General features: G+C 70.8%; 17 protein-coding genes. 5 read left to right on the top strand and 12 right to left on the bottom strand.

The window, feature by feature from the left end:
* Positions 1 to 60: 60 nt before the first annotated feature.
* From PV963_RS16700 to PV963_RS16690, 3 genes are all read right to left on the bottom strand, one after another.
* The gene (locus PV963_RS16700; RefSeq protein ID WP_274816531.1) at positions 61 to 1,746 is read right to left on the bottom strand and encodes a thiamine pyrophosphate-binding protein; all 1,686 of its coding nucleotides are present in this window, start codon (positions 1,744 to 1,746) and stop codon (positions 61 to 63) included.
* On the bottom strand, positions 1,743 to 2,726 hold the full coding sequence (gene speB, locus PV963_RS16695; protein WP_086561890.1) for an agmatinase: 984 nt from the start codon (positions 2,724 to 2,726) through the stop codon (positions 1,743 to 1,745). Before speB ends, PV963_RS16700 begins: the two co-directional genes overlap by 4 nt.
* 76 nt (positions 2,727 to 2,802) lie before the next feature.
* The gene (locus PV963_RS16690) at positions 2,803 to 4,269 is read right to left on the bottom strand and encodes a sodium:solute symporter (protein WP_274816530.1); all 1,467 of its coding nucleotides are present in this window, start codon (positions 4,267 to 4,269) and stop codon (positions 2,803 to 2,805) included.
* Between the two features lie 143 nt (positions 4,270 to 4,412).
* Between PV963_RS16690 and PV963_RS16685 the strand changes: the two genes are divergently transcribed.
* Complete coding sequence (locus tag PV963_RS16685) at positions 4,413 to 5,930, top strand: PucR family transcriptional regulator (protein WP_274816529.1); 1,518 nt, start codon at positions 4,413 to 4,415, stop codon at positions 5,928 to 5,930.
* A gap of 93 nt (positions 5,931 to 6,023) precedes the next feature.
* Positions 6,024 to 6,812: a phosphatase gene (locus PV963_RS16680; RefSeq protein WP_274816528.1), complete on the top strand. Its 789-nt coding sequence runs from the start codon at positions 6,024 to 6,026 to the stop codon at positions 6,810 to 6,812.
* Here PV963_RS16680 and PV963_RS16675 read toward each other — a convergent pair.
* Together PV963_RS16675 and PV963_RS16670 are read right to left on the bottom strand one after the other, a co-directional pair.
* Positions 6,805 to 7,686 carry an acyl-CoA thioesterase gene (locus PV963_RS16675; protein ID WP_274816527.1) on the bottom strand — a complete coding sequence of 294 codons (882 nt, stop codon included), beginning with the start codon at positions 7,684 to 7,686 and terminating at the stop codon, positions 6,805 to 6,807. The two genes, PV963_RS16680 and PV963_RS16675, sit on opposite strands and share 8 nt — an antisense overlap.
* 34 nt (positions 7,687 to 7,720) lie before the next feature.
* Positions 7,721 to 8,878, bottom strand: a complete 1,158-nt coding sequence (locus PV963_RS16670; protein ID WP_274816526.1) for an acyl-CoA dehydrogenase family protein — start codon at positions 8,876 to 8,878, stop codon at positions 7,721 to 7,723.
* 175 nt (positions 8,879 to 9,053) lie between these two features.
* On the opposite strand from PV963_RS16670, the gene PV963_RS16665 reads away from it, so the two are divergent.
* From PV963_RS16665 to PV963_RS16655, 3 genes are all read left to right on the top strand, one after another.
* Entirely contained in the window at positions 9,054 to 12,785 is a 3,732-nt protein-coding gene (locus tag PV963_RS16665; RefSeq protein WP_274816525.1) for an ABC transporter ATP-binding protein, read from the top strand.
* A gap of 111 nt (positions 12,786 to 12,896) precedes the next feature.
* Positions 12,897 to 13,292, top strand: a complete 396-nt coding sequence (locus tag PV963_RS16660) for a hypothetical protein (RefSeq protein WP_274816524.1) — start codon at positions 12,897 to 12,899, stop codon at positions 13,290 to 13,292.
* A gap of 96 nt (positions 13,293 to 13,388) precedes the next feature.
* Complete coding sequence (locus PV963_RS16655; RefSeq protein WP_274816523.1) at positions 13,389 to 14,831, top strand: S28 family serine protease; 1,443 nt, start codon at positions 13,389 to 13,391, stop codon at positions 14,829 to 14,831.
* Positions 14,832 to 14,876: 45 nt separating this feature from the next.
* Here the strand turns inward: PV963_RS16655 and PV963_RS16650 are convergent, their stop codons facing one another.
* The 7 genes from PV963_RS16650 to PV963_RS16620 all read right to left on the bottom strand — a co-directional run bounded on the left by PV963_RS16650 (position 14,877) and on the right by PV963_RS16620 (position 23,548).
* The gene (locus PV963_RS16650; RefSeq protein WP_274816522.1) at positions 14,877 to 15,533 is read right to left on the bottom strand and encodes a hypothetical protein; all 657 of its coding nucleotides are present in this window, start codon (positions 15,531 to 15,533) and stop codon (positions 14,877 to 14,879) included.
* A gap of 111 nt (positions 15,534 to 15,644) precedes the next feature.
* Positions 15,645 to 17,480, bottom strand: a complete 1,836-nt coding sequence (locus PV963_RS16645) for a glycoside hydrolase family 3 protein (protein ID WP_274816521.1) — start codon at positions 17,478 to 17,480, stop codon at positions 15,645 to 15,647.
* Between the two features lie 411 nt (positions 17,481 to 17,891).
* Positions 17,892 to 18,212, bottom strand: a complete 321-nt coding sequence (locus PV963_RS16640; RefSeq protein ID WP_274816520.1) for a hypothetical protein — start codon at positions 18,210 to 18,212, stop codon at positions 17,892 to 17,894.
* A gap of 146 nt (positions 18,213 to 18,358) precedes the next feature.
* Complete coding sequence (locus tag PV963_RS16635) at positions 18,359 to 19,513, bottom strand: amidase domain-containing protein (RefSeq protein ID WP_274816519.1); 1,155 nt, start codon at positions 19,511 to 19,513, stop codon at positions 18,359 to 18,361.
* An 875-nt stretch (positions 19,514 to 20,388) separates the two neighbouring features.
* Positions 20,389 to 21,186, bottom strand: a complete 798-nt coding sequence (locus tag PV963_RS16630; RefSeq protein WP_274822039.1) for a sugar phosphate isomerase/epimerase family protein — start codon at positions 21,184 to 21,186, stop codon at positions 20,389 to 20,391.
* A 44-nt stretch (positions 21,187 to 21,230) separates the two neighbouring features.
* The gene (locus PV963_RS16625; protein WP_274816518.1) at positions 21,231 to 22,400 is read right to left on the bottom strand and encodes a dihydrodipicolinate synthase family protein; all 1,170 of its coding nucleotides are present in this window, start codon (positions 22,398 to 22,400) and stop codon (positions 21,231 to 21,233) included.
* The gene (locus PV963_RS16620) at positions 22,397 to 23,548 is read right to left on the bottom strand and encodes a Gfo/Idh/MocA family protein (protein ID WP_274816517.1); all 1,152 of its coding nucleotides are present in this window, start codon (positions 23,546 to 23,548) and stop codon (positions 22,397 to 22,399) included. Before PV963_RS16620 ends, PV963_RS16625 begins: the two co-directional genes overlap by 4 nt.
* Positions 23,549 to 23,601: the final 53 nt, after the last annotated feature.

Genomic DNA, 23,601 nt, shown 5'->3' with positions numbered 1-23,601 from the left:
CCCCGCTCTGTCCCGTCCATGTGAGGAGCGAAGAAACGGCCTGGTCGGACCGGCCGCCGCTCAGTCCAGGTGCGTCGGCGCGAACATCCGCAGCACGGCCGGGAGCAGGACCACCGAGGGCCCGGGCGACGCGAGTTGCTTCGCGAGGTCCTGCTCCAGGTTCTCCGGGGTCGTACGGACCCCGGGGACGCCGAAGGACTCCGCCAGTGCCACGTAGTCCGGCCGGGTCAGCTCCGTCGCGGTCGCCTCGCCGAACGCGTCGGTCATGTACTCGCGCAGGATGCCGTAGCCGCCGTCGTCGACGATCAGCCAGGTGACGTTCAGGCCGTACTGGCGGGCCGTCGCCAGCTCGGCGATCGAGTACAGGGCGCCGCCGTCGCCGGAGACGGCGAGGACCGGCCGGGTCGGGTCGGCCACCGCCGCGCCGAGTGCCGCCGGGAAGGCGTAGCCGAGGCCGCCCGCGCCCTGTGCGGAGTGCATGTGGTTGGGGCCCTTGGCGTCGAAGGCCGACCAGGCCCAGTACGCGAGGATCGTCATGTCCCAGAAGGACGGGGAGTCGGCGGGGAGCGCCTTCCGTACCGACGCCAACACCTCCTGTTCCAGGGTGAGTTCCTGGGCGGCGATGCGCTCGGCGACCTTCGCGAGCAGCGCGCGGACGCGCTCCGGCGCCGTCGGGTCCTGCCGCTCGGAGACCGTCTCCAGCAGCGCCTGCAAGGCGAGGCGGGCGTCCGCGTGGATGCCCAGGGCCGGGTGGTTGGACTCCAGCTTGCCGAGGTCGGCCTCGATCTGGACGACCCGGCCGCGCGGCTTGAAGGTGTGGTAGTTCGAGGAGAGTTCGCCGAGACCCGAGCCGACGACGAGGAGTACGTCCGCGTCCTCCAGGAACTCCGTGGTGTGGCGGTCCTCCATCCAGGACTGGAGTGACAGCGGGTGCGACCAGGGGAACGCGCCCTTGCCGCCCGGCGTCGTGACGACCGGCGCTTGAAGGGTCTCGGCCAGCTGACGCAGCTTCTTCGACGCGTCCGCCCGGACCACTCCGCCGCCCGCGATGATCGCCGGGCGGGCCGCCTTCGACAGCAGGTCGGCGGCCACGGCGGTCAGTTCGGGGCGCGGCGGCAGCTCCTCGGGGAAGGCGTCGCCGCCGGTCACCACCGGGATCGCCGTCTCGGCGAGCAGCACGTCCTGCGGGATCTCCACCCACACCGGCCCGTGCGGGGCGCTCAGCGCCGACTTCCAGGCCGCCTCGATGGCGGACGGGATCTGTGACTGGGTGCGGACGGTGTGGACCGACTTCACCACGCCCCGGAACGAGGCCGCCTGGTCGGGCAGTTCGTGCAGATAGCCGTGGCGGCCGCCGCCGAGCCCCGCGGTGGGGACCTGGCTGCTGATCGCCAGCACGGGCGCGGAGGCGGCCGCCGCCTCCTGGAGCGCCGCCAGCGAGGTCAGCGCTCCCGGCCCCGTCGACAGCAGCAGCGGCGCCGCCTCACCCGTGATCCGGCCGTACGCGTCCGCCGCGAACCCGGCGTTGTTCTCCACCCGCAGGCCGACATACCTGAGGTCCGAGCGGCGCAGCGCGTCGAACATGCCGAGGGCGTGCTGGCCGGGCAGGCCGAAGACGGTCGTGGCGCCCAGCCCGGCCAGCGTCTCCACGACCAGGTCTCCGCCGTTGCGGCCGGGAGGAGAGTTCAGGGCGGCCTCCGTCTGGGCGGGCGTCGGGCGGAGCACCAGGTCGTGGTCGTGAGTCACTGCGCTTCCGAGTCCTTCCGGGCCGCGGCGATCTGGCGCGACATGATCGTGGTCAGTTCGTACGCCGTGTGGGACGCGGCCACCGATGTGATCTCCGCGTGATCGTACGCGGGGGCCACCTCGACGACGTCCGCCGAGACGAGGTTGCAGGACGCCAGCCCGCGCAGGATCTCCAGCAGCTCGCGCGAGGTCATGCCGCCGGCCTCGGGCGTGCCGGTGCCGGGGGCGTGGGCCGGGTCGAGGCAGTCGATGTCGATGGAGATGTACAGCGGCCGGTCGCCGATGCGCTGGCGCAGCTGGTCGGCGACCTCGTCGGCGCCGCGCCGGTAGACGTCCGCCGAGGTGACGATGCCGAAGCCCATCTTCTCGTCGTCGGTCAGGTCCTGCTTGCCGTAGAGCGGGCCGCGCGTGCCGACGTGGGACAGGGCGGAGGTGTCGAGGATGCCCTCCTCGACCGCGCGGCGGAACGGGGTGCCGTGCGTGTACTCGGCGCCGAAGTAGGTGTCCCAGGTGTCGAGGTGGGCGTCGAAGTGCAGCAGGGCCACCGGGCCGTGCTTCTTCGCCACCGACCGCAGCAGCGGCAGCGCGATGGTGTGGTCGCCGCCGAGGGTCATCAGGCGGGCGCCCGAGCCGAGCAGGTCGTCCGCGGCGGCCTCGACGGTCTCGACGGCCTCGTTGATGTTGAACGGGTTCACGGCGATGTCGCCGCCGTCCGCGACCTGGGCGAGGGCGAACGGGGAGGCGTCCTGTGCCGGGTTGTAGGGGCGCAGCAGCCGGGACGCCTCACGGATCGCGTTGCCGCCGAAGCGGGCGCCCGGCCGGTACGAGACACCCGAGTCGAACGGCACGCCCACCACGGCGACGTCGGCCCGTCCGCCGACCTCGTCGAGCCGGGGCAGCCGGGCGAAGGTCGCGGGACCGGCGTACCGCGGGACGCGGGAGGAGTCGACGGGCCCGCGGGGAGTCTCGTTGCTGCTCATGAGGAAATGCCTTCTCTCCTACGCTTCATCGCGTATGCACTGCTATCTACAGCTATGTACTGCTTGCTCTACGACTCTACTGGGGAGCCGTGACCGGTTCGGACACGAGTTCGGGGGACCGTCCGGCGAGCCGCTCGCGCCAGGCGGCGAGGACGGCGGCGTCGGTGGCGGGGGTGGCCAGGGAGACGATCACGTACGCGGCGAGCGAGGCGAGCAGGCCGTAGTAGACGGGCTCGTTGGCGAGGATGCCGTGCGTCGCCATCAGCACTATGACCGCGAGTCCGCCGACCACGACGGAGGCGAGGGCGCCGTACACCGTGCCCCGCTTCCACACCAGCCCGCCGAGGATCGGCACGAGCAGTCCGCCGACGAGGAGGTTGTAGGCGACGGTCAGCGCCTGCACGACGTCGTCGATCGCGATGGCCGTGGCGATGACCGCGAGGCCCATGAGCAGGATGAAGGCACGATTGCCCTTCACCTCGTCGTGGTCCTCGGCCGGAGAACCCTTGCCGATGCCCCGCAGCCGGGACCAGATGTCGTTGTTGGCGACGGTGGCGCAGGCGATCAGCGCGCCCGAGGACGTCGACATCACGGCGGCCAGGGCGGCGGCCAGCACCAACCCCCGTACTCCGACGGGCAGTTCCTCCTTCACGATGGTCGCGAAGGCGTCGTCCGCGCTGCCGAGCTTCGGGTACAGCACCTTGGCCGCCGTACCGATGACGGCACCGGCGAGGGCGTACGCGAGGCAGTAGGTACCGGCGATCGTCCCGCCCCACCGGGCGGTCCGGTCGCTGCGTGCGGTGAACACGCGCTGCCAGATGTCCTGCCCGATGAGCATGCCGAAGGTGTAGATCAGCACGTAGGTGAAGATCGTCTCGCCGCCGATGCCGAGCGGGTCGAAGTACTCGGTGGGCAGTTGCGCCTTCATCTCACTGAACCCGCCCGCCTTCACGACGGCGATCGGCAGCAGCAGGAGCAGTACGCCGATGGTCTTCACGACGAACTGCACCATGTCCGTCAGGGTGATCGACCACATCCCGCCGAGGGTGGAGTACGCGACGACGATCGAGCCGCCGAGGACGATCGCGAGCGTGCGATTCATGTCGAACAGGACGTCGAAGATCGTGGCGTAGGCGATGGTCGAGGTCACCGCGAGCATGAGGGTGTACGCCCACATGACGACACCGGAGATGACGCCGGCCCGGCCGCCTCCGTAGCGCAGGTCGAGCATCTCGGAGACGGTGTAGACCTTCAGCCGGGCGATGCGGGCGGAGAAGAAGACGGAGAGGGCGAGCAGACCGAGGCCGATGGTGAAGACCATCCAGGCGCCGGACAGGCCGTACTGGTAGCCGAGGCCCACACCGCCGATGGTGGAGGCGCCGCCGAGGACGATCGCCGCCATGGTGCCGGAGTACATGGCCGGGCCGAGCCGGCGGCCGGCCACCAGGAACTCGCTCTTGGACCGGGCGCGGCGCATGCCCCACCAGCCCATGGCGAGCATGCCGGCCAGGTAGACGACGATCACCAGGTAGTCGACGGCCATGGGGCCTCCTTCGCGCACGCACGGGGCGCGGGGCTCGGTCGTGGGGGACGCGGTTGACGAGGACTGACCCTAGGTGGCCGAAAAGCGACTGCGAAGTGTACGTTTCATCCATTCGAGCGGCGCGGACTGGAGGGAACGCACACATGCCGGATTCGACGGTTCCCCCCACGCCCCCCGTCCCGCTGTCCGCTCTCCTGGCCCGCGAGGACCTGGCCCTGCGCCGGATCGCCGCTCCGGACGACCCCGGCACCGTCGTCCACTGGGTGCACACCTCGGAGATGGCGGACCCGTATCCGTATCTGCTGGGCGGGGAACTGCTGCTCACGGCGGGCGTGCACATCCCCGAGGCGGCGGGGTCGGGCACGTACTTCGACGACTACGTGGCCCGGATCGTGGCGGCGGGCGGCGCGGCCCTCGGCTTCGGGGTGGCGCCGGTGCACGACACGGTGCCCAGGGCGCTGGTCGCGGCGTGCGAGAAGCACGGCCTGCCCCTGCTGGAGGTGCCGCCGCAGACCACCTTCTCGGGTGTGGCCCGCGCGGTCTGGCAGCTGATGGCCCAGGCCCGCCTGTCCGAACTCCGCCGCGTCACGGAGGCCCAGCAGAGCCTCGCCTCGGCCGCCTCCCGCCCCGACCCGGTCCCGTCGGTCCTCCGGCAGCTCGCCCAGCGGCTGGGCGGGTGGGCCGTGCTGTACGGACCGGAGGGGACGGAGATCGCCGGGGCGGGCCGGAAGCCAGGGGAGGAGGCGGGCTCGGCACTGGCGGAGCTGTCGGGGGTGGTGCGGCCGGCGGACGGGGGGCCTGCACCCACCCCCAACCTGCCGGTGCCCCCTCCCCCCAACCGCCCCCACCCCACCTCCGCCACCGACACCGTCTCCGGCACGCACCTCGCCGCCTACGCCCTCGGTGCCGGGCACGGCTTCGTGCTCGGGGTCGCCGCCCCGGGGCGCGCGCCGGGGGACCACACCATCGTGTCCGTCGCCGCCGTGCTGCTGTCCCTCCTCACCGGGGAGCAGCAGAGCGGTACGGGTGCCGCCCGTTCCTCGGCGCTGGTGCGGCTGCTGCTGGGGGCCGCGCCCGAGGACGTCGCGCCGCTGCTCGGTGACGGGCGGCGGTGGGTCGTCGTGCACGCCCGTCCGGACGGGGAGGGCGTACCCGACGCCGTCGCGGCCGCCGCGCTGGGTGCCGCGCTCGGGTCCGCCCTGGTCGACCCGGCGGGCGACGCCGTACGGGTCCTGGTCCCGGCCGACCGGGCACCCGACCCGCTGCCCGGCTGGACCCTGGGCGTCAGCGCCGCCGTCGCCCCCAAGGACTGGCCCGCCGCCGACACCCAGGCCGCCCGCGCCCTGGCCCGGGCCCGCGCCACCCGGACCCCGCTGCACCGGCACGGCCCGCGCCCCGCCCTGGCCGACCTCGTCCCGCCCGGCGAGGCGGCGGCCCACGCCCGCACCCTGCTCGCGCCCGTCACGGCCCACCCCGCGCTCCCCGAGACCCTGCGCACCTGGCTGTCCCTGCACGGCAGTTGGGACCGCACGGCCGTCGCCCTGTCCGTGCACCGCAACACCGTGCGGCAGCGCATCGCCCGCTGCGCGGCCCTGCTGGAGGCGGACCTCGACGACCCGGACGTGCGCATGGAACTCTGGTTCGCGCTGCGGCACATCTGAGTACGTGAGCGGGGTCCCGCTGAGTACGTGACGCACATCCCAGCGTGCGATACGCCAGGGCCGCCCGCAGTCGGCTGCCTCACAATGGGAGCCATGCCGATACCCGGGACACCCAGCCGCGCCGAACTCGTCGACCACCTCGTCAGGACGCGCATCGCGGGCGATGTCGCCACCCCCCGCGAGAACAACCTCTCCCACTACCGCAAGCTGGCGAACGCCGACCGCCACTACTGGTTCGGCCTGGAACTCGGCGACCGCTGGAGCGACGAGCAGGACGTCCTCGCGGTGATGGCGGAACGGGTCGGCGTGAACGACGACCCCGAGTACCGGTACGGACAGGACACCATCGACCCCGAGCTGACCGTCGCGGCCCTGGACCGGCTCGCCGGCCGGCTGCGCAAGGCGGCGGACGGGCAGCAGCGGGTCCTGTTCGCCACCGGTCACCCCGGCGGCCTGCTCGACGTGCACCGCGCGACCGCGTCCGCCCTGCGCGCGGCCGGCTGCGAGATCGTCGTCATCCCCGACGGACTGACGACGGAGGAGGGCTACGTCATGCAGTTCGCGGACGTGGCGGTCCTGGAGCACGGCGCCACCCTGTGGCACACCCACTCGGGCGAGCCGATGAAGGCCATCCTGACCGCCCTGGAGCGCGAGGGCCGCCCGCTGCCCGACCTGGTCGTCGCCGACCACGGCTGGGCGGGCTACGCGGGACAGCACGGCGTGGACTCCGTCGGCTACGCCGACTCCAACGACCCGGCCCTCTTCCTCGCCGAGGCCGAGGGCACCGTGCAGGTGACGGTGCCCCTCGACGACCACGTGGTCAGCCCCCGCCACTACGACCCGATGACGGCGTACCTCCTGGCGGAGGCGGGCCTCAGCTAGTGCCCGGCTCGCGCGGGACGCGGACCACGCCCTCCTGGATCACCGTGATGGCCAGCCGCCCGTCCTGCGTGTATATCCGGGCCTGCCCCAGTCCCCGACCGCCGTACGCGGACGGGGACTCCTGGTCGTAGAGCAGCCACTCGTCGGCGCGGAACGGCCGGTGGAACCACATCGCGTGGTCCAGCGAAGCCCCGACGACGTCCCCGACGGCCCAGCCGCCCCGCCCGTGCGCGAGCAGCACGGAGTCGAGGAGCGTCATGTCGGAGACGTAGGTGGCGAGGACGACGTGCAGCAGCGGATCGTCGGCCAGCTTGCCGTTGGTCCGGAACCAGACCTGGGAGTGCGGCTCGCGTGGTTCGCCGAACTTCCCGTACGGCGGCTCGTCGACGTAGCGCAGATCGACGGCGGCCCGGGCCTCGAGGAACTTCTCCACGACCGCCGGGTCGAGATGGCCGTAGCCGCGCAGCCGTTCCTCACCGGTGGGCAGCGCGACGGGATCGGGCGCGTCCGGCATGCGCTCCTGATGGTCCAGCCCGTCCTCGTACACCTGGAAGGACGCCGAGAGGTGGAAGATCGGCTTGCCGTGCTGGACGGCGACCACGCGGCGGGTGGTGAAGGAGCGGCCGTCGCGGATCCGGTCGACGGTGTAGACGATGGGCGCGCCGGGATCGCCGGGGCGCAGGAAGTACGCGTGCAGCGAGTGCGCGGGCCGGTCCTCGGGGACCGTCCGCCCGGCGGCGACGAGCGCCTGGGCCGCGACCTGCCCGCCGAAGACGCGCGGGACGACGGCGGACCGGGACCGGCCGCGGAAGATGTCCTCCTCGATCTGCTCCAGGTCGAGCAGATCGAGGAGGTCCTGTAGTGCCTGACTCATGGGACTGTTGTACCGGCCACTGATTGCGGTCGGCTTACAGGCCCATGTCCTTGGCGATGATCGACTTCATGATCTCGCTGGTGCCGCCGTAGATGCGGTTGACGCGGTTGTCCGCGTACAGGCGGGCGATCGGGTACTCGTTCATGTAGCCGTAGCCGCCGTGCAGCTGGAGGCAGCGGTCGATGACGCGGTGGGCGACCTCGGTGCAGAACAGCTTCGCGGAGGCGGCCTCGGCGGGGGTGAGCTCACCGGCGTCGAGGGCCTCGGTCGCGCGGTCGGCGACGGCCTCGGCCGCGTCCACCTCGGCCTGGCAGGCGGCCAGCTCGAACTTGGTGTTCTGGAAGTGGGCGACCGGCTTGCCGAAGACCGTGCGCTCCTGCACGTACTGCTTGGCGAACCGGACGGCGGCCTTGGCCTGGGCGTAGGCGCCGAAGGCGATGCCCCAGCGCTCGGAGGCCAGGTTGTGGCCGAGGTAGTAGAAGCCCTTGTTCTCCTCGCCGAGGAGGTCCTCGACGGGCACCTTGACGTCGACGAACGCCAGCTCGGCGGTGTCGGAGGTCTTCAGGCCGAGCTTGTCGAGCTTGCGGCCGACCGAGTAGCCCTCGGACTTGGTGTCCACGGCGAAGAGGGAGATGCCGTGCCGGCGGTCCTCGGCGGTCGGGGCGGCCGTCCGGGCGCAGACGATCACGCGGTCGGCGTGCACACCGCCGGTGATGAAGGTCTTGGCGCCGTTGAGGACGTAGTGCGTGCCGTCCTCACTCAGCTTGGCGGTGGACTTCATGCCCGCGAGGTCGGAACCGGTGCCCGGCTCCGTCATCGCGATGGCCCACATCTCCTCGCCGGTGACGAACTTCGGCAGGTAGCGCTTCTTCTGCTCGTCGGTGGCGAGCATCTTGATGTAGGGGAGGGCGAGCAGCACGTGCACGCCGGAGCCGCCGAACTGGACGCCCGCGCGAGCGGTCTCCTCGTAGAGCACGGCCTCGAACTTGTGGCTCTCCAGGCCCGCGCCGCCGAACTCCTCGGGGACGTTGATCCCGAAGATGCCCAGCTCACCGAGCTTGTAGTAGAAGTCGCGGGGCGCCTGGCCCGCCGCGAACCACTCGTCGTACACCGGTACGACCTCGGCCTCGATGAAGGCGCGCAGGGTCTCCCGGAACGCCTCGTGATCCTCGTTGAACACCGTACGGCGCACGCCGCCACCTCCAGGGACCTCAGCTGTCTAAGCGCTTGCTCATGCCAAGATACCGGCGAGTATCAATCACCGTCCAGGGTGGGGGCGGGGTAACGCTCGTCACGCCGCGGGATGAAAACGGCCTCCCACGGCGTTGGTGCCTTCCGGCAGACCAGGACGATCGGAGGGCACCGGAGTGACACCGCAACGGGGATGGGCACGACGACTGTGGGCCTACGCATGGCGCCACCCGAAGGACGTCGTGCTCGCCCTCGGCTCCTCCCTGGCCGGCATGGCGGTCATGGCCCTCGTCCCGCTGATCACCAAGGTGATCATCGACGACGTCATCAGTGACCACACCCGCTCGATGACCACCTGGGCCGGCCTCCTCATCGCCGCCGCACTGGTCGTCTACGTCCTCACCTACATCCGCCGCTACTACGGCGGCCGCCTCGCCCTCGACGTCCAGCACGACCTGCGGACGGAGATGTACGGCACGATCACCCGGCTCGACGGCCGCCGCCAGGACGAGCTGTCCACCGGCCAGGTCGTCGGCCGGGCCACCAGCGACCTCCAGCTCATCCAGGGCCTGCTGTTCATGCTCCCGATGACCATCGGGAACTTCCTGCTGTTCCTGATCTCCCTGGTGATCATGGCGTGGCTGTCGCTGCCGCTGACCCTGGTCGCCCTGGCCGTCGCCCCCGCCCTGTGGTGGATCGCCAAGCGCAGCCGCACCCGGCTGCACCCCTCCACCTGGTACGCCCAGGCCCAGGCCGCCGCCGTCGCCGGCGTGGTCGACGGTGCCGTCAGCGGTGTCCGCGTGGTGAAGGGCTTCGGGCAGGAGGAGCAGGAGACCGGCAAGCTCAGGGACGTCAGCCGCCGCCTCTTCGCCGGGCGGCTGCGCACCATCCGCCTGAACTCCGTCTACACCCCGGCCCTCCAGGCCGTCCCCGCCCTCGGCCAGGTCGCGATGCTGGCGCTCGGCGGCTGGCTCGCGGTGGGCGGGCACATCACGCTCGGCACGTTCGTCGCCTTCTCGACCTACCTCGCCCAGCTGGTCGGCCCGGTCCGCATGCTCGCCATGGTCCTCACCGTCGGCCAGCAGGCCCGCGCGGGCACCGAGCGCGTCCTGGAGCTGATCGACACCGAGCCGTCCCTCGAGGACGGCCGCAAGGAACTGCCCGCCGACGCCCCCGCCACCGTCGAGTTCGACGACGTCTCCTTCGGCTACGACGGCGCCCACGGCAAAACCAGCCCCGTCCTCGACGGGCTCTCCTTCGAGATCCGCCCCGGCGAGACTCTCGCCGTCGTCGGCTCCTCCGGCTCCGGCAAGTCCACGGTCTCCCTGCTGCTGCCGCGCTTCTACGACGTCACCCGCGGTGCCGTCCTCGTCGGCGGCCACGACGTGCGCGAACTGACCCTGGAGTCGCTCAGGGCCGCGATCGGGCTGGTCCCGGAGGACTCCTTCCTCTTCTCCGACACGGTCCGCAACAACATCGCCTACGGCCGCTCGGACGCCACCCAGGAGGAGATCGAGCAGGCCGCCCGCGCCGCCCAGGCGGACCGGTTCATCAGCGAGCTGCCCGACGGCTACGACACCACCGTCGGCGAGCACGGCCTCACCCTCTCCGGCGGCCAGCGCCAGCGCGTCGCCCTCGCCCGCGCCATCCTCAGCGACCCGCGCCTGCTGGTCCTGGACGACGCCACCTCCGCCGTGGACGCCCGGGTCGAGCACGAGATCCACGAGGCCCTGAAGGAGGTCATGCGGGGCCGCACCACCCTGCTGATCGCCCACCGCCGCTCCACCCTGAACCTCGCCGACCGCATCGCCGTCCTGGACGGCGGCCGCCTCGCCGACATCGGCACCCACGACGAACTCCAGCGGCGCTCCGCCCTCTACCGGCGCCTGCTCACCGACCCCGACGAGCTGGGCGCGGTCTCCCCGGGCCACACCCAGCCGGCCTGCCCCCAGGAGGACACCTCCGTCCGGGACGAGCTGGACGCCGAGTTCGACGCCGAGCGCGGGGTCACCCCACGGCTGTGGACCGGCGACCGCGAGCGCAAGGACCTCGCCCTCGCCGAGAGCCCCGCCACCCCCGAGCTCCTCGCCCAGGTGGAGGCGCTGCCCCCGGCCACCGACGCCCCCGACGTCGACGAGAAGCAGGCCGTCCAGCCGGAGGAGTCCTACGGCCTGCGCCGGCTGCTGCGCGGCTTCGGACTGCCGCTGCTGGTCAGCCTCGGCCTGGTCGCCGTCGACGCGGGCATGGGCCTGCTGCTGCCGATCATGATCCGGCACGGCATCGACTCCGGCGTCACCCAGGCCGCGCTCGGCGCCGTGTGGGCGGCGTCGCTGCTCGCGCTGCTGACGGTGGCCGTGCAGTGGGCGGCCCAGGTCGGCGAGATCCGGATGACCGGACGCACCGGCGAGCGGGTGCTGTACTCGCTCCGGCTGAAGATCTTCTCCCAGCTCCAGCGCCTCGGGCTGGACTACTACGAGCGGGAGCTGACCGGCCGGATCATGACCCGGATGACGACCGATGTCGACGCGCTGTCGACGTTCCTGCAGACGGGCCTGGTCACCGCCTTCGTCTCGGTCGTCACCTTCTTCGGCATCATGATCGCCCTGCTGGTCATCGACGTGGAGCTCGCACTCGTCGTCTTCGCGACCCTGCCGCCGCTGATCATCGCCACGTTCTTCTTCCGCCGGGCGAGCGTGAAGGCCTACGAACTGGCCCGCGAACGGGTGTCGGTGGTCAACGCCGACCTCCAGGAGTCGGTGTCCGGGCTGCGGATCGTGCAGGCCTTCCGGCGCGAGCGGGACGGCGGGCGGCGGTTCGCCGGGCACAGCGACAGCTACCGCCAAGCGCGCATCCGGGGCCAGTGGCTGATCTCCGTGTACTTCCCCTTCGTGCAGTTCCTGTCGTCGGTGGCGGCGGCGGCCGTGCTGATCGTGGGCGGGGCGCGGGTCGACGACGGGACACTGGCGATCGGCTCGCTGGTGGCCTACCTGCTCTACATCGACCTGTTCTTCGCTCCCGTGCAACAGCTGTCCCAGGTCTTCGACGGCTACCAGCAGGCGTCCGTCTCGCTGGGCCGCATCCAGGAACTGCTCCAGGAGCCGACGTCGACGAAGTCCGCCGACGAGCCCCGCGAAGTGCTGTCCCTGCGCGGCGAGATCGCGTTCGAGGACGTGCACTTCGCCTACGGTGACGACGAAGAGGCCCTCGGCGGCGTCGACCTGCGCATCCCCGCCGGGCAGACCGTCGCGTTCGTCGGCGAGACCGGGGCCGGCAAGTCGACCCTCGTCAAGCTCGTGGCCCGCTTCTACGACCCGACCGGCGGCCGGGTCACCGTCGACGGCACCGATCTGCGCGCCCTCGACATCACCTCGTACCGGCACCGTCTCGGAGTCGTCCCGCAGGAGGCGTACCTCTTCCAGGGCACCGTCCGCGACGCCATCGCCTACGGCCGCCCCGACGCCACCGACGCCGAGGTCGAGGCGGCGGCCCGGGCGGTCGGCGCGCACGAGATGATCGCCACCCTGGAGGGCGGCTACCTCCACGAGGTCGCCGAGCGCGGCCGCAACCTCTCCGCCGGACAGCGGCAGCTCATCGCCCTGGCCCGCGCCGAACTGGTCGACCCGGACGTCCTGCTGCTCGACGAGGCGACGGCCGCCCTCGACCTGGCCACGGAGGCCCAGGTCAACCAGGCGACCGACCGCCTGGCGGGCCGCCGCACCACACTCGTCGTCGCCCACCGCCTCACCACCGCCGCCCGCGCCGACCGGGTCGTCGTCATGGACCACGGCCGGGTCGCCGAGGACGGCACGCACGAGGAGCTGCTCGCGCGCGGCGGGCGGTACGCCGAGCTGTGGCGGACGTTCATCGGGGCCGCGGAGCCGGAGGAGCCGGTCGGCGCGTCCCGCTGAGACCCGGGCGACCGGCGTCTGCGTGACGCTCGTGCAACCGTCCGACATACGTCATGCGTCCGTACACCCGTACGCCGATGGTCGCGCACGATGCGGTACGGGAGGACGACAGTGGACAGTGGAGCGATACGCCGGCGGCTCGCCCTCGGCCTGGCCGTGCTGACCGCCTCCGGCCTGCTCGCCGTGGCGGCGCCGGGCGAGGCGCAGGCCGCCGCCTCCGCCACCTACTGTCCCGGCCGCAAGGTCCGCACGCTGCAGTTCTCCACCGGAACCGTGCTCGTCTACAAGCGCGGCGGCTACGTCTGCGCCGTGACCCTCACCAAGAAGCCCGGCGTGAAGCGGAAGATGTCGGTGAGCGTGCAGGCACGCGGCAACCGCCCGGTCGTCGACGAAGGCCGGTACTCCTACCACGCGGGCCCGGTGATGGTGCACGCCGGGCGCCGCTGCGTATGGCTGAAGGGCAGGGTGGGGTGGGGGTCGTTCAGCTCCGGCTGGATCCTGTGCTGACCCCCGGCGCATAGAGGGTTATCCCCATGTCCCCTGGTGCTGAGGGGAGTTGGTCCGCTAGCTTCCGGCGCACATCTGTCTCACAGGGGAGTGCGCATGCGCAAGGCGCTCAGATGGCTGCTGGCGCTCACGGTGCTCATAGGCACGTTGAGCACGGCCGGAGCGGCCACCGCCGCCGAGCCGGAGGCCACCGGCACCGACAGCACCACTGACATCAAGGAAAGGCTGCTCTCCATACCGGGCATGAGCCTGGTCGAGGAGAAGCCGTACACCGGCTACCGCTTCTTCGTCCTGAACTACACGCAGCCGGTCGACCACCGGAAGCCGTCGAAGGGCACGTTCCAGCAGCGCATCACCGTGCTGCACAAGGACGTCGCGCGCCCGACGGTCTTCTTCACCAGCGGCTACAACGTCTCCACGACGCCCCGCCGCAGCGAGCCGACCCAGATCGTGGACGGTAACCAGGTCTCCCTGGAGTACCGCTTCTTCACCCCGTCCCGGCCCGCCCCGGCCGACTGGTCCAAGCTGGACATCTGGCAGGCGGCCAGCGACCAGCACCGCGTCTTCAAGGCGCTGAAGGGCATCTACGGCAAGAAGTGGATCTCCACGGGCGGCTCGAAGGGCGGCATGACCGCCACCTACTACGAGCGCTTCTACCCGCGTGACATGGACGGCGTGGTCGCCTACGTCGCCCCCAACGACGTCGTCAACAAGGAGGACTCGGCCTACGACCGCTTCTTCGCGCGCGTCGGCACCGAGGAGTGCCGCGACCGGCTGAACGGCGTGCAGCGCGAGGCACTGGTGCGCCGCGAACCGCTGGAGAAGAAGTACGCCGCCTACGCGCAGGACAACGGCCTCACCTTCAAGACCATCGGCAGCCTGGACAAGGCCTACGAGGCCGTCGTCCTCGACTACGTGTGGGGTTTCTGGCAGTACAGCCAGCTGAAGGACTGCGATCAGATCCCGGCCGACGCGAAGAACGCCACCGACGACCAGATCTGGGACTCCGTCGACACGATCTCCGGCTTCTCCGCCTATGCCGACCAGGGCCTGGAGACCTACACGCCGTACTACTACCAGGCCGGCACGCAGCTCGGCGCGCCGACGATCCAGTTCCCGCACATCGAGAAGAAGTACATCCGCTACGGCTACCAGCCGCCGCGGAACTTCGTCCCGCGTGACATCCCCATGAAGTTCCAGCCGCAGGCGATGCGGGACGTCGACACCTGGGTCCGGCACAACGCCCGCCGGATGCTCTTCGTCTACGGCCAGAACGACCCGTGGGGCGCGGAGCCGTTCCGCCTCGGCCAGGGCGCGAAGGACTCCTACGTCGTCACCGCCCCCGGCATGAACCACGGCGCCAACGTCGCGGGCCTCGTGCCCGAGCAGAAGGACCTCGCCACCGCCCGCATCCTCGACTGGGCCGGAGTCGCCTCCAGCGCGGTGCGGTCCGACCCGGCGGCGGCGGAGCCGCTGGCGAAGTTCGACGCCAAGCTGGACAAGCGGGACGTGCAGCGGGAGCAGATGCTGCGGCCGTAAAACCCCGTAGAAGCCCGTAACGCACCTATCGCGCCCGGCCGTTGTTCACAACGGCCGGGCGCATCCCACGGGCCGGTCACCGCCGAGCCGGACGTACAGGGCGGTCGCCACGGGGCAGTCGGCGCGCCTGGTGACGGCCTCGGTCACCTTGTACTCCGGCTCCTGCTCGTCCTTCCCGTCGCAGTTGGTCTCGCGGACCTGCCCGTCGCCGGAGCTGTAGACGCAGTCGCCGACGATGGTGCGGGGCCCGCCCCCGCCGCCCGGGTCGCCCGGGTGCGGCGGCTGGAGGTTGCGCATACAGGCGTAGCCCTGCGGCACCGCCCCGTCGCCGTCCTCGTCGGACGCGGGCCGCTGCTCGCTGATGTGCAGCACGAAGTCCGTGGTCGCCGGGCAGCGCGGCCCGTCCCGGACCGTGCCGTCGTGCCGCGCCACGACCCGGGCCGCCGCCCGCTCACCGGCGCACGGCACCTCGGTGAAGCTCGTCGTACCGAACGAACTGCACTCGTCGACCGCGAGGAACACCGCCCCGTACCCGGACGGCCGGGTCACCGGCGCCGACCCGGCGGCGGTCGTCCCCGACGCCGGCCCGCCCAGCCGGCCGTCCTCCGCGACACCCGCCGAGGGACTCTGGCACCCGGTCAGCAGCGCGCCGAACAGCACCAGAAGCCCCCACACCACCCCCGCCGAACTTCCTAAGCGCATTGCCGTCCCCCCCATGGCCTAGCCCAGCGTGGCCCCCCGCAGAGGCGCACGCCAGGCACATGGGAGGGTTTGCGCACCTTGGGGGTGGTGCGCCCGGTCCATGGCGTACGTCTAGTACGTCAGCCCGTGCCCGATCGGGTACAGCACCTGCTCCGGATCATCCGCCCGCCGCACCGCCACCGGGAGTTTCCCGCGAGGGTCCACCCGTCCGGCGATCACCCGTGCGGCGGCCCGCAGTTCGACGTCGGTCCAGGAGTAGGCCGCGAGGCACGCCGGGACGGAGGGCAGCTGGGCCACGTCGTACGGGTTGCGGATCGCGACCGCCACGACCGGCCGCCCCGTCGCCACGAGCTGCTCGACCAGCGTCTTCTGGCTGCTGCCCGCCGTGACGTTGTACGTCGCCGCCACCACCGCGTCCGCGTCCCGCGCCGCCGCGACCGCCCTGGCGATGACCGCGGCGGACGGGGCCGTCCCGGTCGGCAGGGCGGTGGCGGTGAAGCCGAGCTCGGTCAGCGCGGCGGCGAGCACTCCGGTCGGCGGTCCGGTCGTCCCCGACGGCGAGGCCGGATCGGCCCCGACCACCAGCACCTCGGGGTACCGGCGCCGGGACAGCGGCAGCAGCCGCCCCTCGTTGACCAGCAGGGTGGTCGTCCGCTCGGCGATCCGGTCGGCCGCCGCCAGGTGCGCCCGGGTGCCGACGGTGCGGTCGACACCGTCGTGACTGACGTAGGGCGCGCGGAACAGCCCCAGCTTCGTCTTCAGCCGCAGGATCCGCAGGATCGACTCGTCGAGCCTCGCCTCGGTCAGCTCGCCGCTGCGCACGGCCGCGAGGACCGCGTGCCAGGCGAGGTCCAGGTCCGGCGGGTTGAGGAGCTGGTCCACGCCCGCCTTCAGCGCGAGCACCGGCACCCGGTCGTCGCCGTACTTGGTCCGCACGCCCTCCATGCCGAGGGAGTCCGTGACGACGACCCCGTCGTAGCCGAGCCGCTCGCGCAGGATGCCGGTGAGGATCGGGCGGGAGAGGGTGGCCGGGTCGCCGGAGTCGTCCAGGGCCGGGACCATCAGATGCGCGGTCATGATCGAGTCGATGCCCGCCGCGATCGCCGCCCGGAACGGCGGTGCGTCCAGCTTCTCCCACAGCTCCCGGCTGTGCGTGATGGTCGGGAAGCCGGTGTGGCTGTCGACGTTGGTGTCCCCGTGCCCGGGGAAGTGCTTGGCGGTCGCCGCCACCCCGGCCCCCTGGTACCCGGCGACCTCGGCGGCCACCAGCGCGGCCACCGCCTTCGGGTCGGCACCGAAGGACCGTACGCCGATGACCGGGTTGGCCGGGTTGACGTTCACGTCGGCCACGGGGGAGTAGTCCTGCCGGATGCCCATCGCCCGCAGCTCACGCCCCGCGATCCGCCCGAGCGTCCGGGCATCGGACCGCGACCCGCCCGCGCCGACGGCCATGGCCCCCGGGAAGAGCGTCGCGGGCCTGCCCACCCGGGCGACGATCCCGTGCTCCTGGTCGGTGGAAATGAGCACGGGCAGCCCGCGCGGCAGGTCCAGGGAGGCCCGCTGGATGCCGTTGGACAGATCCGCGATCTGGTGCGGCTCGCGGGTGTTGTGCGCCCAGGCGAAGTAGATGATGCCGCCGACCCGGTACTTCGCGACCAGCTCGGCGGCCGTACGGACCCCGATCTCCTTCAAGTTGGCGTCGATGTCGGCCTGGTCGGGGGCGGTGGCGGAGTGGCCGTACACCCGCGTCACGAAGAGCTGGCCGACCTTCTCCTGAAGCATCATACGCGAGACGAGGGCCCGGAGTTGCCTGTCGTCGGGGGCGCCGACGGCGTACGAGGGCCCGGCCGCCGCGAGGGCGGTGACGGCGCCGGCCGTGGCGGCGAGGACGGTGCGTCTGGAGGGTTGTGCGGTGTTTCCCGTGCTTCCCGTGCCGGTGTCGTGCACGCGCGCTCCTTCCGGAGGTGATCCGCTCGGATCCGCTGAAGGAAACTTCCAAGAGGCCACCAATAACCGGGAAGTTTCTGCCAGTCAAGGGAACGCACACTACCGGCCTTCAAAACGTGGTGTCGTAGGGGCTGACGCCTCGTGATCCCTGCGGTATGCCGACCGCATGAGGTATGCGCAAGGGGGCGGGCTGACCGATGAACGGCGGGCCTTCCGCGAGAAGTTGCGGTTGCAGGCGGCCGAGCGGTTCAGGCAGGGCGACGAACCCCGATGACTTGATCACTGCCGTCCGACGCGGCTTACGCCAGCTCCAGTACCGCCACGACGTCCTCGACGGCTGCCTCACCGGCACCTTCGACGCCAGCCACCATGACGACATCACGCATTCAAGGTCAATACCTGCCAGTACTTCTAAGGTGCTGAGCTCGCTTTGTCCCCGGCTGGCCATTCGAAAAGCACGAGGTGCCAGCGACTGTTCTCGTGAAGCAGGTCAACGGTCTCCCGCACCGGTCGCCCTTCTCTGTCGGCGGCGGCGAGATTGACCTTGCCCGTGTAGTCGCCCATGCGGTCGTACCTGATGGGCGCATTGGTGATGGTCAGCCCCTTGCCGCCTTTCGACTGGATGAGTGCATCTGCCTGCTCCCGTGACCAGGGTCTGTCCGGGGCGGCACCGACTGCAAGTAGACCCTCGGTGTCACGGGCGTTAAGGGCTTCGACATAGCGCTCCACCACTTCAGGCGCTCCTGGTGGTGGGGTTTCGCTACCCGAGGTGCTATTGGCGCCAGAGGAGCCACACCCTGCGGCCATGAGCAACGTGACGGCTGCCGCAACGGTTCGTCGCCTACGCATGCCTACCTCCTGGGTCGGCCGTCAGTTTCTCAGGTGCGGTGCGCATACCACCAGGCTTTCGGGTACTTGGCGAGGATCTTCTTGAGGCTCTTGTTGTGCACACTTGGGGTGTGGTACGTGAGGTACCTGTTTGAGCTCGTGTCCTTGGTGTCGATCATCGTGTGGTTGATGTTGCCGTTGCGATCCCAGTCCGCCTGCAACACGTCGGCGTAGGCAAGGTCCCACACGCGGGGGAGAATTTTAGTTCGCTTGGAGTGCTTCTGAGCGAACCAGTACCAGTTCTCGGCCCCCGCCCAGGTATAGCTAGTGCCCAGCTTCGTTGTACCGTAGAACCATTTCTTATTGTCCTTGCGCGAGGAAATGCTGCCTGCCGTCGCCCTCCAGCCTCCGGCCCACATCGCTTGCGAGATGAAGTTGGTGCAGTCGTTGTCGTACCTGCGCCAGTCGTCGCTGTAGTTCTTCCAGTGCTTGTTGGCGTAGGCAACCATCTTGGGGTAGTTGTACCCAGCCATGGCCCGGAAGGCTTTCGGCTTGTCCCCGGGTGTGGGTGTACCGGTGGGCGAAGACGCTCCGACTTTTCCACCTTCCGGCGCATCTGGAGCGCCGCTGTCTTCTTCAGGTATCTCGAGATCGAGTTCCGGCTGCGCCATGTATGTACTAGGCGGCATTGAGCCGGTGTTCGCGCTGTCGCTCGCCAGGCGCCAGATGTCGTCGGTGCCGCGAGTGAACCGCAACAGGTGAGTTATCGAGTACTCTTCCGCCTCGGGGGCGCCTTCCGCTATTTCTTCTGGCGTGAGCACGTGATAGAGCTTCGTGTGTTCGGTGAAACTGAACAGAGCCGTCTTTCCGTCCACTGAACCTGCTGGGCCGTCCGGATTCCGGGTGACGGTCACCTCGGCTCGACTGTATCCCCCGTCGGCTTCTTGATACGTGTAGCCCATCTGGGCAAGCTGGTGGTATTCCGCGTTGAGCCGTTCAGTCATCTCGGCCGTGGCCGCAACCGTCGATGTTGCGGCAGCTCGTGCACCGCTTACGGTTACCGTGCGCGCACGCTGCTCCAAGTACTGATCGGCGCGCGCGGTGAGGAAGTCCACCGTTGGGAACGCCGGCTCGGCGGCACCGGCCTGAGGTGCTGGCCCGGCAACCACGACGAGGGGCGCGAGGACTGCAGTTGCTGCGAGCATTGCGGCGCGTCTAGTACGGCGCATCGGTGCATCTCCCAAGGCAGGGGGTGGTGGTAGGGACCTTGTCATGCGCATCTGGATCCCTGGTCTCGGTGCCTCTGCTCAGGCTGGTTTTGATCTCTGATTGGCTGCAATCAGTTTGCGATCAACGCGAATGCGGAATACGCGTGTTCAATTCGCCTAGGGAATTCCGCTTCATGGCCGGGCTGGTGGTTCTGAGGGACGAATGACTCCAGCGGTGCCTTGCCGGACTCGACGCGGAAGGCCCGCCGTTCGTCGGTCAGACCGCCTCCTTGCGCATACCTCATGTGATCGGCATACCGAAGGGATCATGAGGCGTCAGCCCCTATGACACCACGCTTTGAAGGTCAGTAACCGCGCAGGGGCCGCCACCGGCGCGGTTGGAGGGGGGCGCGCCGATGGCGGCGGTGCCGCCGGCCGCGGTACGGCGGAGAGGGTGGTCAGCGATCGCAGCCAGCAGCGAGGGCCGACACCGCACCGTGGTGACTCTCCGGCGGCCTGCGGTTGGACGACGGGAGTCCGGGCCGGGTTCCCGACGCGGGCCGGATTTCCGGAAGTCGGTAGGGAGGGGGAGGCAGGAGTTCAACGGGGCGAATGAGTCGACGAACGGCCCTCCCGCACCCGGTAGCGCCCTACGCGCAGATCTCGACGGCCACGGGACGCGCGGTCGGCGCCACGGCGCACTGGGAACGCGAGCGGCCTTCTCGGTGACGGCACCGGAATGGCCGCGGTGCCGGAAGCGGCTGGAGGAACGGGTGAACGGGTTCCTCGCACGGTCGTGGGCCACGACCCGATACGGCCGCTGCCCCGCCCGGGTCCGCGGGGCGGGGCAGCGAGCGTGGCTCAGGGCCGGATCAGAGGGTGTGCTCGACGAACCTCGCCGCCGTCTCGGCCAGCACCTCCCGTCCGTCCCTCGCCCACAGCCCGTCGTTGAACAGCTCGACCTCGATGGCACCGGTGTAGCCGGCGGCCTCCACGTACCCCTGCCACTCCCGCATGTCGATCGAGCCGTCACCGATCTGGCCACGGCCGGTCAGCACGCCCTGCGGGAGCGGAGTCGTCCAGTCGGCGAGTTGGAAGGTGTGGATCCGGCCGCCCGCACCCGCCCGGGCGATCTGCGCGGGAGCCGTGTCGTCCCACCAGATGTGGTACGTGTCGACGGTGACGCCGACCTGGTGCGCCGGGAAGCGTTCGGCCAGGTCCAGGGCCTGGGCCAGCGTCGACACCACGCAGCGGTCGGAGGCGTACATCGGGTGGAGCGGCTCGATGGCCAGGCGGACGCCGTGCCGCTCCGCGTAGGGGCCCAGTTCCGCCAGCGCGTCCGCGATGCGCTCGCGCGCGCCGTGCAGGTCCTTGGAGCCGGCCGGGAGTCCGCCCGAGACCAGGACCAGGGTGTCGGTGCCCAGCGTCGCCGCCTCGTCGATCGCCCGGCGGTTGTCGGCCAGGGCCTGAGCGCGCTCCCCCGGGTCGATCGCCGTGAAGAAGCCGCCCCGGCACAACGTGGTCACCGTCAGGCCCGCGTCCCGGACCAGCTTGGCCGTGGCCTCCAGGCCGTACGACTGGACCGGCTCGCGCCACAGGCCGACGTTGCCGATACCCGACTGCACGCAGGCGTCCACCAGTTCCGGCATCGACAGCTGCTTCACCGTCATCTGGTTGATGGAGAAGCGCTCCAGGCGTCCTGACTCCGCGGTGCTCACTGGTCCACCCCGTACACGCCCAGCAGGTTCTTCATCCGCTCCTCCGCCAGCTTCGGGTCGGGGAACAGGCCCAGACCGTCGGCGAGTTCGTACGCCTTCGCGAGGTGCGGGAGCGAGCGGGCCGACTGCAGGCCGCCGACCATCGTGAAGTGGGACTGGTGACCGGCCAGCCAGGCCAGGAACACCACGCCCGTCTTGTAGAAGCGGGTCGGGGTCTGGAAGAGGTGCCGGGACAGAGGGACCGTCGGGTCCAGCAGCTCCCGGAAGCCCTTCACATCACCCGTGTCGAGCACCCGCACCGCCTGCGCCGCCAGCGGGCCCAGCGGGTCGAAGATGCCGAGCAGGGCGTGGCTGAAGCCCTGCTCGTCGCCGGCGATCAGCTCGGGGTAGTTGAAGTCGTCGCCCGTGTAGCAGCGCACGCCCTGCGGCAGGCGGCGGCGGATGTCGATCTCGCGCTGCGCGTCCAGCAGCGAGACCTTGATGCCGTCGACCTTGTCCGGGTGGGCGGCGATGACGTCCAGGAAGGTGCGGGTGGCGGCGTCCAGGTCCGTCGCTCCCCAGTAGCCCTCCAGCGCCGGGTCGAACATCGGGCCGAGCCAGTGCAGGACGACCGGCTCGGACGCCTGGCGGAGCAGGTGGCCGTAGACCTCCAGATAGTCCTCCGGCCCCTTGGCGACCGCCGCCAGAGCCCGGGAGGCCATCAGGATCGCCCGCGCGCCCGACTCCTCGACGACCGCGAGCTGCTCCTCGTACGCGGCCCGGATCTCCGCCAGGCTGTACGGGTAGCCGATCTCGGTGGCCGGCAGCTGGTCCGTGCCCACACCGCAGGCGATCAGGCCGCCGACCGACTTCGCCTCCGCCGCCGACCGGCGGATCAGTTCCGCCGCGCCCGCCCAGTCCAGGCCCATGCCGCGCTGGGCCGTGTCCATCGCCTCGGCGACCCCCAGCCCGTGCGACCACAGGTGGCGGCGGAAGGCCAGGGTGGCGTCCCAGTCGACGGCGGCGGGCGAGTCGGGCGAGACGTCCGCGTAGGGGTCGGCGACGACGTGCGCCGCCGAGTAGACCGTGCGGGAGGTGAAGGGCGTGCCGGGCGTCACCAGGAGCGGTTCGGTGCGCGGCTCGTACGTCCGCGACGCCCCGTTGCTGTCCGGGAGTCGGATGGTCACGGCTGGATCTCCGGTACGTCGATACGGCGGCCCTCGGCCGAGGACTTCAGGCCCAGCTCGGCGAGCTGGACACCGCGGGCGCCGGCCAGCAGGTCCCAGTGGTAGGGGGCGTCGGCGTAGACGTGCTTGAGGAACAGCTCCCACTGTGCCTTGAAGCCGTTGTCGAACTCGGCGTTGTCCGGGATCTCCTGCCACTGGTCGCGGAAGACCTCGGTGGCGGGGATGTCCGGGTTCCAGACCGGCTTGGGCGTGGCCGAGCGGTGCTGGACGCGGCAGTTGCGCAGGCCGGCGACGGCCGAGCCCTCGGTGCCGTCCACCTGGAACTCGACGAGCTCGTCGCGGTTGACGCGCACGGCCCAGCTGGAGTTGATCTGGGCGATCGCGCCGCCCTCCAGCTCGAAGATGCCGTAGGCGGCGTCGTCGGCGGTGGCGTCGTAGGGCTTGCCGTTCTCGTCCCAGCGCTGCGGGATGTGGGTGGTGGCGATGGCCTGGACGGACTTCACGCGGCCGAACAGCTCGTGGAGCACGTACTCCCAGTGCGGGAACATGTCGACGACGATGCCGCCGCCGTCCTCGGCCCGGTAGTTCCAGGACGGGCGCTGCGCGGCCTGCCAGTCGCCCTCGAAGACCCAGTAGCCGAACTCGCCGCGCACGGACAGGATCCGGCCGAAGAAGCCGCCGTCGATGAGGCGCTTCAGCTTCAGCAGGCCGGGGAGGAAGAGCTTGTCCTGGACGACGCCGTGCTTGATGCCGGCCTCGTTCGCGAGCCGGGCGAGGTCCAGGGCGCCGTCGAGGCCGGTGGCCGTGGGCTTCTCGGTGTAGATGTGCTTGCCGGCCGCGATGGCCTTCTTGAGCGCCTCCTCGCGGGCGGAGGTGACCTGGGAGTCGAAGTAGATGTCCACCGTCTCGTCGGCGAGGACCGCGTCCAGATCGGTCGAGACGTGCTCCAGGCTGTGCTGTTCGGCCAGCGCCTTCAGCGCGTGCTCACGGCGGCCGACCAGGATCGGCTCGGGCCACAGCACGGTGCCGTCGCCGAGGTCGAGGCCGCCCTGCTCACGGAGGGCGAGGATGGAGCGGACCAGGTGCTGGCGGTAGCCCATGCGCCCGGTCACGCCGTTCATGGCGATACGCACCGTCTTGCGTGTCACGTCGTTCCCTTCGTACGCGGTCGTCGCGCCGCGTACGCCCCACCCTTCCCTGG

This window comes from Streptomyces coeruleorubidus, assembly GCF_028885415.1.
Classification (GTDB): domain Bacteria; phylum Actinomycetota; class Actinomycetes; order Streptomycetales; family Streptomycetaceae; genus Streptomyces; species Streptomyces coeruleorubidus_A.
This window is presented reverse-complemented; position numbering and strand designations above follow the sequence as displayed.

What these genes read in the sequence shown, in the direction of transcription:
- speB (WP_086561890.1), bottom strand. Translation starts at nt 2,726, where the DNA reads ATGAGCAGCAACGAGACTCCCCGCGGGCCCGTCGACTCCTCCCGCGTC.
- PV963_RS16630 (WP_274822039.1), bottom strand. Translation starts at nt 21,186, where the DNA reads ATGACGGTGAAGCAGCTGTCGATGCCGGAACTGGTGGACGCCTGCGTG.
- PV963_RS16685 (WP_274816529.1), top strand. Translation starts at nt 4,413, where the DNA reads ATGCCGGATTCGACGGTTCCCCCCACGCCCCCCGTCCCGCTGTCCGCT.
- PV963_RS16650 (WP_274816522.1), bottom strand. Translation starts at nt 15,533, where the DNA reads ATGCGCTTAGGAAGTTCGGCGGGGGTGGTGTGGGGGCTTCTGGTGCTG.
- PV963_RS16635 (WP_274816519.1), bottom strand. Translation starts at nt 19,513, where the DNA reads ATGCTCGCAGCAACTGCAGTCCTCGCGCCCCTCGTCGTGGTTGCCGGG.
- PV963_RS16655 (WP_274816523.1), top strand. Translation starts at nt 13,389, where the DNA reads ATGCGCAAGGCGCTCAGATGGCTGCTGGCGCTCACGGTGCTCATAGGC.
- PV963_RS16690 (WP_274816530.1), bottom strand. Translation starts at nt 4,269, where the DNA reads ATGGCCGTCGACTACCTGGTGATCGTCGTCTACCTGGCCGGCATGCTC.
- PV963_RS16680 (WP_274816528.1), top strand. Translation starts at nt 6,024, where the DNA reads ATGCCGATACCCGGGACACCCAGCCGCGCCGAACTCGTCGACCACCTC.
- PV963_RS16675 (WP_274816527.1), bottom strand. Translation starts at nt 7,686, where the DNA reads ATGAGTCAGGCACTACAGGACCTCCTCGATCTGCTCGACCTGGAGCAG.